Annotated in this window: 11 protein-coding genes; 5 read left to right on the forward strand and 6 right to left on the reverse strand. The window is 29.4% G+C overall.

Going from position 1 to position 12,964, the window contains the following annotated elements; translation table 11 throughout:
- Window positions 1–28: 28 nt before the first annotated feature.
- Both ACREVX_RS04505 and ACREVX_RS04510 read left to right on the forward strand, forming a co-directional pair.
- On the forward strand, window positions 29–817 hold the full coding sequence (locus ACREVX_RS04505; RefSeq protein WP_431542973.1) for an HD domain-containing protein: 789 nt from the start codon (window positions 29–31) through the stop codon (window positions 815–817).
- A 363-nt stretch (window positions 818–1,180) separates the two neighbouring features.
- Window positions 1,181–2,575 carry a L,D-transpeptidase family protein gene (locus tag ACREVX_RS04510; RefSeq protein ID WP_431542974.1) on the forward strand — a complete coding sequence of 465 codons (1,395 nt, stop codon included), beginning with the start codon at window positions 1,181–1,183 and terminating at the stop codon, window positions 2,573–2,575.
- Between the two features lie 12 nt (window positions 2,576–2,587).
- Here ACREVX_RS04510 and ACREVX_RS04515 read toward each other — a convergent pair whose 3' ends face one another.
- Both ACREVX_RS04515 and ACREVX_RS04520 read right to left on the reverse strand, forming a co-directional pair.
- Window positions 2,588–3,745, reverse strand: coding sequence for a leucine-rich repeat domain-containing protein (locus tag ACREVX_RS04515; protein ID WP_431542975.1), 1,158 nt, complete (start codon window positions 3,743–3,745; stop codon window positions 2,588–2,590).
- Between the two features lie 67 nt (window positions 3,746–3,812).
- Window positions 3,813–5,267: an ATP-binding protein gene (locus ACREVX_RS04520; RefSeq protein ID WP_431542976.1), complete on the reverse strand. Its 1,455-nt coding sequence runs from the start codon at window positions 5,265–5,267 to the stop codon at window positions 3,813–3,815.
- 400 nt (window positions 5,268–5,667) lie between these two features.
- Between ACREVX_RS04520 and ACREVX_RS04525 the strand changes: the two genes are divergently transcribed.
- Both ACREVX_RS04525 and ACREVX_RS04530 read left to right on the forward strand, forming a co-directional pair.
- Window positions 5,668–6,192 (forward strand): DUF2628 domain-containing protein, encoded by a 525-nt coding sequence (locus ACREVX_RS04525; protein WP_431542977.1) that lies wholly within the window; start codon window positions 5,668–5,670, stop codon window positions 6,190–6,192.
- Between the two features lie 61 nt (window positions 6,193–6,253).
- Complete coding sequence (locus tag ACREVX_RS04530) at window positions 6,254–6,922, forward strand: hypothetical protein (RefSeq protein ID WP_431542978.1); 669 nt, start codon at window positions 6,254–6,256, stop codon at window positions 6,920–6,922.
- Between the two features lie 90 nt (window positions 6,923–7,012).
- Here ACREVX_RS04530 and ACREVX_RS04535 read toward each other — a convergent pair whose 3' ends face one another.
- The gene (locus tag ACREVX_RS04535) at window positions 7,013–8,512 is read right to left on the reverse strand and encodes a sensor histidine kinase (protein ID WP_431542979.1); all 1,500 of its coding nucleotides are present in this window, start codon (window positions 8,510–8,512) and stop codon (window positions 7,013–7,015) included.
- 476 nt (window positions 8,513–8,988) lie between these two features.
- Here ACREVX_RS04535 and ACREVX_RS04540 point away from each other — a divergent pair, with 476 nt between their 5' ends.
- Window positions 8,989–9,546 carry a DUF6241 domain-containing protein gene (locus ACREVX_RS04540; protein WP_431542980.1) on the forward strand — a complete coding sequence of 186 codons (558 nt, stop codon included), beginning with the start codon at window positions 8,989–8,991 and terminating at the stop codon, window positions 9,544–9,546.
- Between the two features lie 29 nt (window positions 9,547–9,575).
- On the opposite strand, the gene ACREVX_RS04545 is transcribed toward ACREVX_RS04540, so the two are convergent.
- From ACREVX_RS04545 to ACREVX_RS04555, 3 genes are all read right to left on the reverse strand, one after another.
- Window positions 9,576–9,995, reverse strand: coding sequence for a hypothetical protein (locus tag ACREVX_RS04545; protein ID WP_431542981.1), 420 nt, complete (start codon window positions 9,993–9,995; stop codon window positions 9,576–9,578).
- A gap of 155 nt (window positions 9,996–10,150) precedes the next feature.
- Complete coding sequence (locus tag ACREVX_RS04550) at window positions 10,151–11,731, reverse strand: ABC transporter permease/substrate-binding protein (protein ID WP_431542982.1); 1,581 nt, start codon at window positions 11,729–11,731, stop codon at window positions 10,151–10,153.
- Window positions 11,724–12,869, reverse strand: coding sequence for an ABC transporter ATP-binding protein (locus ACREVX_RS04555; RefSeq protein WP_431542983.1), 1,146 nt, complete (start codon window positions 12,867–12,869; stop codon window positions 11,724–11,726). The genes ACREVX_RS04550 and ACREVX_RS04555 overlap by 8 nt, the downstream gene beginning before the upstream one ends.
- Between the last annotated feature and the right edge of the window lie 95 nt (window positions 12,870–12,964).

Genomic DNA, 12,964 nt, shown 5'->3' on the forward strand with positions numbered 1-12,964 from the left:
TTAATATGTATGAATGGAGGTTTCAATTATGGATAGTAATCAAGTTAGTGAATATTATATTTGGTTTAATAAATATTTTGATAGTTTTAAATATGATGATGAAAAAATCAAATCAAATCTTACTAGTAAGAAATTACATACTTTAAGAGTATGTAAAAATATTAAATTTCTTTCAAAGTCACTAAATTTGTCAAGTAGTGAAATTAGGATTGCTGAGGTTATTGCATTGTTTCATGATATTGGACGTTTTGAGCAGTTTGCTAAATATCAGACGTTTAAGGATGGAATATCAATAGATCATGCTAAGCTTGGTCTCACAATATTAAATAATTATGAGGTGTTAAAAGATCTATCAACTGAGGATAAGGCATTTATATTAGTAGCAATAGGATATCATAACAAATACTCTTTACCTAATAATTTATCAGAGAAGAATTTATTATTTTGTAAATTAATACGAGATGCTGATAAGTTAGATATTTTTGATATGTTAATAGATAGTTATGAAAACCCTGAGCTGTATCAAAATGAGGCTTTTGAGGATTTTATAGATACTAATGAATATCAAATAAGTTTTGTTGAATGTATAATTAATAAAGAAAAGGTCATATATAATAATGTCAAAACTAAGGCTGATATAAAATTGTTAAGGATATCATGGATTTATGATATTAATTTTAATGAATCTCTAAAAATAATTGAGAGTAATAAATATATTGACAGGATTATTAGATTTTTACCTCAGGATGATAATATAGCGAGATTGCACAAACATATTAATGCATACATGCAAGATAAAATGAATAATTTACAATAGGCAGATATAGCTAACCAACTTTATAAAATCCCAGCATGTAAGAAGTTAGGATAGTAGGCCATTAAATTATCTCTAGAAAAAGCGTTAGCGTGACCGTAGGTCGATTGATAGCCATAGGATAATTAAGGTGATATTAAAAAAATATCTGAAAAATAGTTAAACAGCCCATTTAGTTATAACAAATTATAACTAAATGGGCTGTTTTTTATGCTCAGTATTAGTAGAATTCTAAGTATATAAACATATATTTATTTTGACTAACGTTTCATGTCGCAAAAACGACGTTTGAGGTAATTTGACTTGTATTTAAATTCTTTATAAGGTAATATAAGTATAGTTAAAAATATATCAAAGAGGTGTATCATGGAAATTAAAACAATAAAAACTAATAAACCTATCAAAGTTAGTATAATTTCTTTTTCTGTTTTCTTTGCTTTATATTTAGGGATGGCAATCTATTTTAGCACCCATTTTTATTTTGGCTCTGTAATTAATGGTATTGATGCTTCAGGTAAAACTGTAGTGGAAATAGATAAAGAAATGCTAGCCAAAAGCAAAAAGTATAAGCTGGATATAGTGCAACGTAGTGGCGTTAAAGAACAAATTAATGCTATTGACATAAATCTTAAATATAATTCAAGTGTAAAAGGAAAAATTCAAGAATTAAAAGATAGTCAGAATTCTTTTATGTGGATTTATGGGATTCTTGGTCAAAATGATTTAGAAATAAATGATGTAGCGACCTATGATGAAAAACTGTTAAAAGAACGTTTTGATAAGTTCTCATGCTTTGATAGCAATAAATTAATTGAACCTAAAAATCCTAGCTTTAAATATACACAAGCTGGCTACGAGATCACAGGAGAAGTTATGGGAAATAAAGTGAGCAGCGAGAAATTGCAAGCAAGTATAGCAAATGCAATTCTAAAGGAAGAAGTAACATTAAATTTTGATATAAAAAATATTTATATAAATCCAAAATATACTTCAAATTCTAAAGAAGTTATAAACACTAAGAATTTGCTCAATAAATATATGGAGGCTAAGATTACTTATACATTTACTGGAGGCAGTGAAGTTATAGATAAGGCCGTAATACACGACTGGATTAATGTTGATCAAATCCTTGCTATTTCATTTGATGAGGATAAAATAAAAAGTTATCTAGCGAAAATAAACGATAATTATGATACCTATGGAAGGACAAGAGAGTTTGTTACATCACTTGGAACAACGATAAACGTCAGTGGTGGAGACTATGGGTGGTTAGTTGATCGTAAGGGAGAAGTGGCTGATCTAATAAAGATCATAAAAGCAGGACAAACTATAGCAAAGGAACCAACTTATATATATAAAGGTATGACGCATGAGGTTAATGATATTGGGAATACCTATGTGGAAATTAATCTGACAAAGCAGCATATGTGGTTTTACAAAAACGGTACTCTTATTGCGAGTACAGATGTTGTTACTGGTAATACAAACTTAAAACGTGGAACACCCACAGGTGTTTATAGTCTAAAATATAAAGTAAGAGATGCCAAATTAAGTGGAGAAGGATATAGTACATCTGTAGATGTTTTTATGCCGTTTAACGGTAACATTGGAATACATGACGCAAGTTGGAAAAAAGCATTTGGTGGGAATGTATACTTGACCAATGGTTCTCATGGATGTATAAATACGCCACCAAGTGTAGCAAAAAAAATATTTAATAATATTGAGGAAAATACTCCAGTTATTTGTTATATACAGTGAGTTTAAATAAGGTTAATGGCTTTTGTAGCGGGCTTTAGTATTTTTTATTACGTCTTCTTGGTTAGGGATAATGATTGCACTCTTTGGAGTCGCATCATTGTCCTTTATTGTTTCTTCCTTAGGAATAATGAGTGGACTCTCTGCTACTGGAATCGTGGCAGCTGTTGCTTCTTCTTTTTCTTCTTCTTTATCAATAATAGGTGCATCCACTACAACTTGAGTATCAGAAGGTATTATCTCTTTTTTAGGAACAATGGTTGGACTCTCTACCACTGGACTCGTGGCAGCTGTTGCTTCTTCTTTTTCTTCTTCTTTATCAATAATAGGTGCATCCACTACAACTTGAGTATCAGAAGGTATTGCATCCTCTTTAGGAACAATGGTTGGACTCTCTACAACTGGACTTGTGGTAGCTGTTGCTTCTTCTTTTTCTTCTTTCTTATGAATAATAGGTGCATCCACTATAACTTGAGTATCAGAAGGTATTGCCTCCTCTTTAGGAACAATGGTTGGACTCTCTACAACTGGACTTGTGGTAGCTGTTGCTTCTTTTTTTTCTTCTTCTTTAGGAATAATAGGTGCATCCATTACAACCAGATCTCTAGTAATTGCTTCTTTTTCTACAGTGGGAATATCTGAAATTTCAACATCCGTTGTATGTAAATTTTTATAATAAGCGCTAATAGGAGAGTAATCCTCAATTTTATTATTATTTAATTGTAAACTAGTTAATTTATCTAATTGTTTTAGAGGTTCTATGTTGTTAATTTTATTATTACCTAAAGCTAAGTTAGTCAAGTTAGTAAGTCCTATTAAAGGTTCTAGGTTGCTTATTTGATTATCACTCAAATTTAATAAAGTTAGGTCTGTTAAATTTTCTATCCCTGAAAGATTTGTAATATGTTTGCCGTAGGCGTTTTGAAGGTTTGTTATCTTATCAACATCTCCTTTTAGAATATCTCCAGTAGGAAATTGTATCTTCACTCTTATGGCATTTTCTAAATTTTTATCTGGAAATATAATAACTGTACTTTTCGTAATTTGGACACATATTGAGTTTTTACTTATATATGAATTATTAGTAGAACTACAACCAATAAGATTAAAACTAAATATAGAAATAATAAAAATATTCAGCAACTTAGATTTTATGTAAGTTATGTTTTTCATGTTTATAATCCCCCACGTGTACTATTATTTAACCTATATCAATATATATTAGGAGTTATAAATATTGCTAATATATATCAGAGAGTTCAACATGTATACTCTCGTCTTCACTTCTTGAATTATTATTTTGTATTTTATTTTCCTCAGTCACATTGCCACAAGGAAGTGTAACTGTAAACTTACTTCCTTTTCCAAATTCACTTTGCGCATATATACTACCACCGTGTAATTTTACAAGCGATTTAACCAAACTTAAACCAATACCTGTACCTTCTGCATTTCTTGATAGTGATTTGTCTATCTGTTTAAATCTATCAAATATTGTATCCAAGTACTTTTTCTCAATTCCAATGCCATTATCTTTGACGGATATTTCAACAAGTTCATTTTTATCTTTAACATCTACAAATATCTCATCACCGACATTTGAGAATTTTATTGAATTTGATATAAGATTTAATACTATTCTTTGTATTATTTCTGGATCACAGGCCATGATTTTATCTTCTATATCTGTATCAAAAATAATGTATAGGCCTTTGATGTCAGTAAAATTAGTTACAGACATCACTATTTCTTCTACAACTTCTACTATATTCATATTTGATAAATGAAGTTCAAAAAATCCTGCTTGAATTTTCGATGAATCAACTATATTATTAATAAGTTTAGATAACCTATAGGAATTTAGTTTCATAGAGTCAAGATATTTAATTATTGTTTGACGCCTGTCATTAAGTGATCCATTATAGCAATACATTTGAAATAATTGTACAGCTGAAAAAATCACATTTAATGGCGTTTTAAGTTCATGAGAAATATTGGCAATAAACTCTTCATGTGAAATAAGTAATCTTTGCAATTGTTTGTTAGTTTCAGTTTCTTTCTTTATTTCATTATACATAAAATTCTGTACGTATCTAATAAATGTTAGGTTAACTAAAGCAAGTACAAAGCCTAAGAGAAATAATATATACCTGTGATTTCTTTGAGATTTTATAACATTGTTACGTGAAACGTTTACCTCTAAATCAATTTCACTTATTAGTATATTATCTGTCCGTTTAAAACTATCAATTAAATCTTTACCTTTATGTAAATTCAATTTTGCATCAGCTGGTTTGCCGTTAGTAACTAAATCTATTTGCATGCTAAAGAAAGTTTGAATAGATTCCATTTTCACTCTAAGCTTACCACTAGTTTCAGCTCCTAATTTTGTTTCTTTCAAGGTATGTAGAGCAGTGTAATATTCATTTAATTGTTTGTTTGCTAGATAATAAGGATCTAAAAAACTTTTATCCCCTGAAATAACATAGGATAATACAGCTGAGTTTTGAATATTTAGTGATGTTAAAACTTCTGTGGAAAATATTTTTGCGGGAAGTATTGTTTTTATTGTAAAATCTGATTCAGTGGTTACTTTATGCATACTATATATGCTAAATAATATTATAGCTAATGATAAACAAGCAATAATTAAATACCCGAATACCATAATCGTTTTACTTTTATTTTTACTCAAAGTATTATCATCTCTTTTCGAAAAGTCGACTAAAATTTCATTAGAGATTATTTATTTAAATAAAGACATTATAATATTTCTTTATTAATAAAATTATGCTCTATATATTGTTACTGTAAATAATAACCTCTTATAACATTTTATCATAATATGTTGTATTTAAGTATATTTTTGTTTTTCTATAAAATGACATTATTTTCAATTATAATAATATATAGCATTATAACCAAGGCTAAGGAGATATCATTGTCTTTATTGTTTACTAAAATTATATGAAATTCAATGCCCTTAGGTATAATGCTTAAGGGCTTTTTATATTTTTTAGAAATATTGCATAAATCAAGAAAATAAGTATACATATATAAGCAGATAGCAAATAAATTCTAAGGGGTAGATAGTTATGTTTTGTAGAAACTGTGGGATTGAGATAAACGAAAAAGCGGAATTCTGTGTAGGGTGTGGTTGCAAACCATTAAGTGATAATAAGTTTTGTCAGGAATGTGGAGTAGCAACTAATGCGAAACAAGAAATATGTATAAAGTGCGGTGTTAAGTTAAAAAATTCAAGTAGTACAAGTAGTACAAGCAGTGCAAGCGGTGGGATTAGTAATGATTTCAATAAAATTATTAATGGTGATGGAATACTAAATCTAGATTTTTCTAATTTAGATTCATATTATCAAGCTGAGTTCACAAAAATATATGAAAGTAATGAAACTTATAAAGGTAAGTGGAATTGGTTTGCATTTTTGTTTGGAGGAATATGGGCACTTACAAAAGGCGTATGGATTTCACCATTAGCAGTATTTTTATTAAGTATATTTACTTTAGGAATTCCTGGAATAATTTATTGGATTATATGTGGTTTTAGAGGAAATTATATGTATTATAATGCATATGTTAAGAATAAACAGTTGTTTTTTTAAAAGGTAACATAATGATGGGTGTAGAATAATATATATGGTGAATATTATTTTGGAGGTACTTATGTATTACAACCCTTGTAAAGAATGTGAAAATTATAGACAATGCAAGAACATGATGAATATGCCTATGGCTAATATGCCCATGATGCCAATGGATGATATGCCTATGATGAACATGCCAATGGATGATATGCCTATGATGAACATGCCAATGGATGATATGTCTATGATGAACATGCCAATGGATGATATGCCTATGATGAACATGCCAATGGGTAATATGCCTATGATGAACATGCCAATGGGTGATATGCCTATGATGAACATGCCAATGGGTGAAATGCCTATGATGGATATGCCAATGGGTAATATGCCCATGATGAACATGCCAATGTTAATGGGAGACAACGATGATTTAATAAAATTATATCCTAAAATTTATTTTATTATAAATCCTATGGTAGAACATCACTGTGATATGATGGAAACTATGCATGGAGTAATGCATTGCCCTAAGAAGGATGAGATGGAACGTATGTGTAAAGACATATGTGACAAACACGAACAACACCATAAACATGATGACGATGATGATGATGATTGCAAAGATAATGATATGAGGCAAAGACGTCGTTACGGCAGAAGACGTGGTATTTCGGACCTAGCTAGAATTCTTATTATAAGAAATTTAATTGGAAGACGCAGAAGACATCGTAGACAATATTGGTAAAATAGTAAAGCTATTATAAACAGATATAGGGGAGAAACTACTGGCAGTAGATATTTAAAACTTCCACTACATTATGTAGTGGAAGTTTTTTTAGGAACAAATACCAGAAAGCTCTACTCGTATACTTTGATCTGCATTCTTAACTTTTTTAGTGTATAAAGTATCTTCGGTAGATACCGTTCTAGACGGTATTTTAACTATAAATTTGCTTCCTTTTCCAAATTCACTTTCAACAGATATATTGCCACCGTGTAATTCTACTATAGACTTAACTAAATTTAGCCCAATACCTGTGCCTTCTGAGTTTCTTTCTAGGGATTTATCGATTTGCTTAAATCTATCAAATATCATATCTAAGTTTTTAGGCTCGATACCGATTCCATTATCCGTGACAGATATTTCAATGAATTTATTCTTGTCTTTAATATCTACAAATATTTCGCCACCATTATCTGTAAATTTTATTGCATTTGATAAAAGATTTAATATTACTCGTTCTAATTTTTCTGGATCACAAGCAATAATTTTTTCTTCTACATCGGTATCGAAAATGATATTTAAGCCTTTGCTATCAGTAAAATTAGTTACGGACATAACTATGTGTTCTACAAATTCAACTATATTGTTGTTTGATAAATACAAATTGAAGAACCCTGCTTCGATTTTTGATAAATCAACTATATTATTGATCATTTTAGATAGTCTATATGAGTTTTGCTTTATACATTCTACATATTTAATTATTGAGTCCTTTTGATCGTCAAGGGATCCATTATTACAAAATCTATTAAATAATTGTACAGTTGCAAATATAACATTAAGTGGCGTTTTAAGTTCATGAGATATGTTAACAAGAAATTCTCCCTGTAGTTTCAATGCTTTTTCCATTACTAGATTAGAGTTTATTTCAGTAGTAACATCAATGGCGGTATGATATATGTATTTCATCTCTCCGTTTTCAAATATAGGGGTTTGAGTGGAGTCCAAATAGGTTGTATCTGTATTTAAATGCTTAAATTCTAAATCTTTAAAATAACTGGATTTTTGTGTTTCTAGAACTTTATTACAAATAATTTCAGATTGACTTCCAGTAAACCCAGTTATAATTTCACTAATAGGTCTTCCTAGACTATTTTCCGGTTTACTATAACGCAAGCATGTGAAATCAAGATACTTTTGATTTGATTTGAGTAGTATTAAATCAGGCACACTGTAGATAGCAGCTCCTGATATGTTATCTACAAACGTTTGCTCTACAAAAAGGAGTTTACTTGTAAGGTTCGAATTTTCTATTTCTATAAATGTATATTTTGTTTCGTTAATTTCACAGTCAAATAACTTAGATATACTAACTTCAATAACATCAAGAGACTTCGTAAATATATACCCACAATAATTAGTAATTATATCATTAAGATAAATTTGTGAATTAATCTTTAAAAGCTGTTCTATCTTATTAAGTGGTTTTCCTATCAATTCATCAATAAAATATCCTGTAAGATCGAGAAATTCTTTATTTACACTGGTTATAGTATTAGCGCACGAATAAAAATATGGTTCAACTATATTTTTATCAAAAGCATTATCCATTATATTACCCCCATTTTTTCATAAAACACATTTATAAATTTTAATTATTAAATTATTTCCTGCGGAGCTGTAACAGATTACAATACACTATTTACATTTTACCATATTTTCCAGTATATTAACATATTTTAAATATAGTATTTTATTATTTTAGTGGGAATTTTAATATTACTTAAATATGATTAAAGTATAACTAAAAAAATGGTTTTATATACAATAATATGTAATAACATTAATATATTACTTATTTAGAATATATATTGGAATAATATTACAAATATGTTATAATAAAAATACCTTGATATACTAAAACATTATAGGACAAGTTAATTTGTGATGTATAGCATACTTTTACCATAGTAAAATGAATAAAATATTCAATAATATATATAATAGTTTCTGATTAAAGTTAAATCATCTCCTGCGGAGCAGAAATGTTGTTAAACGATCTATAGATAAATGAGGAGGTAATATATATGAATGAGTATAAATTAAATGACGAATCTCTTGGCCCAGTAGGTAAATTATTTCACTTGCGTGGAAAGTGGCTTGCAGCTGGTAGCGTAGCACTAGTAATTGCAATAATTGGGATAGGCAGTTACTTCATTACAAAGCAGAAATTAACTGCGGTGGAAAGTCCGAAAGTGGTGCAGGCAACCCAGATAAAAAAAGATGTGGTCAGTAAAGGTACAGTTAGTAAAGTGGTAGATAATAAAGCAGTTGCAATAAAACAAAATGATAATACTAAAGTTAGTGGAAGTGAGTTAAAGGTTTACAATACAATGCATAAAATGATAAATACTAAAATAGTGGCAGAAGACGGGAAAATATGGGGAGAAGTAGAAATAACACCGGAGAATTGCCAGACTTTAATTACAGAGGTTACTAAAAGTAATTATTCAGATAAAGATACTTTGCTTGAGTTTCTAACCCGTTGGAAAGCTAGTAATTTCAATAGTGGAGTTGATGAGCATAATTATTTATGGGATGGACTTGAAGGAACAATAGGTAAAGCTGAAGCTCTAAGACCGTAAAGGGCTCCACCAAGACCTTTAATTTTAAATTAATAATAATTTAGATGTATAACATTGTAGAAATCCTTTCCAAATAAGAAAACGAAAGTTTTAGGTACATATATAAACACTAATTTTTCATCATTTATCACTTTAGAAGTTACAACAACAGACCAATTTGCTACAGGACCGTGCTCTGAAACATCTGTATTTACGCCTTTATCAGCATATGGCGTAAAGTGCGTGGCACTAGATTTAACCCAATAAAATACACGGTAATGGGGCCAGTTATCTTTACCTATAATATAATCAAATCGTGGAACCCCACGATTCTCATTAGAAATTTGATTATCTATTTTTATATCTGCTCCAATAACCTTTGGTACATTAATTACATTTAGAATACTATTAAACAAGAAGGCTGAAAATAATACTATTATAATTCGTAATGATATTTTATTATAATTCATAACAACATCTCCATAATTTCTAACAATATATTTTATTGTTAGTATTATGAAAAAGCTGAGTTTTTATACAAATATTTTTATACACAAAAAAAAGTATATATTACGTATAATGCATTAATCGTATTGCAATACGCGTAATATATACTTTTTTATTATTAGTCCATTAAGTTTATAGATCTTAAAAATTCCTCTGCAACTTTTCTAGATTGTTCTCCATTATCTACTTTATAATTGAGAGCTCTCATAGTATCATCGGTAATTTTACCTTCTAAAAGGTTTAATACATCCTTTAATTCAGGATATTTTTTCAATGTATCAGCATTTACTATAGGAACTGCATAGTAAGGTGGGAAAAAACTCTTATCATCTTTTAATAGCTTAAGATCAAATTTTTTAAGTAAGCCATCTGTGGAAAATGCATCTAAAACCTGTGTTTCATTATTGGAAAGTGCAGTATATCTTAATCCAGCGTCTACACCTTTTACACTTTTAAAATCAAGACCATATTTTTTCTGAACTCCAGGATAACCATCTGGTCTATTTGCAAATTCCATAGTAAATCCAGCTTTTAAAGTAGAACTTATTTTTGCTAAATCAGAGATAGTGTTTAAATTATTCTTACTTGCAAAATCTTTTCTTACTGCGAGTACATAAGTATTATTAAATCCTAAAGGGTTTAATACATCGATATCATATTTTTTAGCAAAATCTTTCTTTACGATATCAAAAACTTTATCTGCATCGGCTATAGTAGGTTGTTTTAGTATATTTACAAGACCTGTTCCTGTGTATTCTACATACAAATCTACATCTTTTGATTGCATGGCAGTAAATACTACATTAGTGCCTCCTAAATTTAATTTTCTTTCAACTTTGATGTCTGTTTTAGCTTCTATTAAAGATGACATCATATCACCAAGTATTAATTGCTCATTATAATTTTTAGAACCCACAACTATTGTGTTTTTGTTTCCAAAGAAGCTTGTAGCCACAGAGGACAAAATAACTATAAGAACTATTATTGAAGTCCAAATTTGAAATTTTTTATTGCCAAAAATTGTTTTATTTTTCTTAGCGCTTCCCGGGGTAGAAACTTTTATTCCTTCAGGGATTACTATGTTTTCTACTTTACCTATAATATAGTCTAGAAAGATAGCAAGAAAACAAGCGGGTATAGCTCCGGCCAGTATCATGTTATTGTTAACAGTTTGGACGCCTGAAAATACTAAGTATCCTAAACCACCAGCACCTATAAATGCAGCTATGGTCATAAGTCCAACAGCTGTAACTGCAGATATTCTAATACCTGACATAATGATTGGCATAGCTAGTGGAAAACGAACCTTTAAAAGTACTTGAGTATTGGTAAGTCCCATACCATCAGCTGCTTCAATAAGTGAAGGGCTTATGTTAGTTAGTCCTGTATATGTATTTTTTACAATTGGTAGAAGTGAATACATAACTACCATAATAATTGCAGGTTTGCTTCCAATTCCAAGAATAGGTATTAAAAATCCAAGTAATGCAAGACTGGGTACCGATTGTATTACATTAGCAAGACCGATAACAGGCGTTGAAAGTTTTCTATACCTAACTATAATTATGCCTAGTGGAATAGCGATTGCAATAGCAATTGCTATTGAGAATACTGTTAACTGTATATGTTCAAAAAATAAATCAATTATTTCAGCTTTTCTATCTATTACGAAACTTATAAACGACTTAATACTATTCATTAACCTCTACCTCCATATCTATAAACTGATTACTCAATATAGATAATAGGCTACTCTTGGTAAGAAGGCCTACTAGTTTATTTTTATCGTCAACTACAGGAACAAAATTTATATCTTCTGTTTTTATAATCTCTAATATATTTATTATTGTATCTTCTTGATTTACAGTTATAAGGTTAGTTTCCATTAGGTCTTTAATTTTTTTAGTTTTATCTGGATTTTGCCTAAGAGCTGTTCGAATTTGTTTTAATGTAATAAGACCATTTAAAACGTTCGTTTTATCAACAATAAGTAAACTATCTACATTATTACTTTTCATAATTTCAATTGCTTGGAGGATTGTTCTCTCTCCAACTGATTTAATAGGTTTTTGTATCATAATATCTTTTGCTTTGATGAGTTCTGGCTGATTCCATATTCTATTTTTTCCAACAAATTCACGTACGAAATCATTAATAGGATTTTTTAATATTTCCTCTGGAGTATCAAATTGAACAACATTTCCGCCCTCCATGATACAAATTTTATCTCCTAGTTTTAATGCTTCATCCATATCATGAGTTACAAATATTATAGTTTTCTTAACATTTTGTTGTATATTAAATATCTCATCTTGAAGTTGAGCTTTAGTTATTGGGTCTAATGCACTAAAAGGCTCATCCATGAGTATTACGTCAGGGTCCATTACAAGAGCTCTTGCAACGCCTACTCTTTGTTGCTCACCACCACTTAACTGATTAGGGTATTTATTTGAATATATATCAGGATCAAGACCTACTAAATTTAATAACTCAATTACTTTAGCTGCAAGTATATCCTTTGGCATTTTCTCAATAGAGGCTATTAAGCCAATGTTGTCACCTATAGTTAAATGAGGAAGAAGGCCTGCCTGTTGTATAACATAACCCATATTACGTCTTAACTCTATAGTGTTTTTATCTGCAAGTTTCTTACCATTAATTAATAGTTCACCAGAAGTTGGAGTTAGTAATTTATTTATCATTTTAAGAGTTGTAGTTTTTCCGCAACCACTTGGTCCAATAAAAACAACTAATTCTTTATCTTCTATAGTAATATTAATATCTTTTAATATTTTTCTGCCATTAAAACTTTTACATACATTTTTAAATTCTATCAAAATATAACCTCCTAAATTTTTGAATAGTAACAAATTGTATTATACAACTAAGTTGTTACGTAGTAAAGATTGTATGAACATATATAATTTGTTAT

Origin of the sequence: Clostridium sp. (genome assembly GCF_050717545.1) — a bacterium.
Lineage (GTDB): Bacteria > Bacillota > Clostridia > Clostridiales > Clostridiaceae > Clostridium_AD.

What these genes read in the sequence shown, in the direction of transcription:
- ACREVX_RS04505 (WP_431542973.1), top strand. Translation starts at nt 29, where the DNA reads ATGGATAGTAATCAAGTTAGTGAATATTATATTTGGTTTAATAAATAT.
- ACREVX_RS04510 (WP_431542974.1), top strand. Translation starts at nt 1,181, where the DNA reads ATGGAAATTAAAACAATAAAAACTAATAAACCTATCAAAGTTAGTATA.
- ACREVX_RS04515 (WP_431542975.1), bottom strand. Translation starts at nt 3,745, where the DNA reads ATGAAAAACATAACTTACATAAAATCTAAGTTGCTGAATATTTTTATT.
- ACREVX_RS04525 (WP_431542977.1), top strand. Translation starts at nt 5,668, where the DNA reads ATGTTTTGTAGAAACTGTGGGATTGAGATAAACGAAAAAGCGGAATTC.
- ACREVX_RS04530 (WP_431542978.1), top strand. Translation starts at nt 6,254, where the DNA reads ATGTATTACAACCCTTGTAAAGAATGTGAAAATTATAGACAATGCAAG.
- ACREVX_RS04535 (WP_431542979.1), bottom strand. Translation starts at nt 8,512, where the DNA reads ATGGATAATGCTTTTGATAAAAATATAGTTGAACCATATTTTTATTCG.
- ACREVX_RS04540 (WP_431542980.1), top strand. Translation starts at nt 8,989, where the DNA reads ATGAATGAGTATAAATTAAATGACGAATCTCTTGGCCCAGTAGGTAAA.
- ACREVX_RS04545 (WP_431542981.1), bottom strand. Translation starts at nt 9,995, where the DNA reads ATGAATTATAATAAAATATCATTACGAATTATAATAGTATTATTTTCA.
- ACREVX_RS04550 (WP_431542982.1), bottom strand. Translation starts at nt 11,731, where the DNA reads ATGAATAGTATTAAGTCGTTTATAAGTTTCGTAATAGATAGAAAAGCT.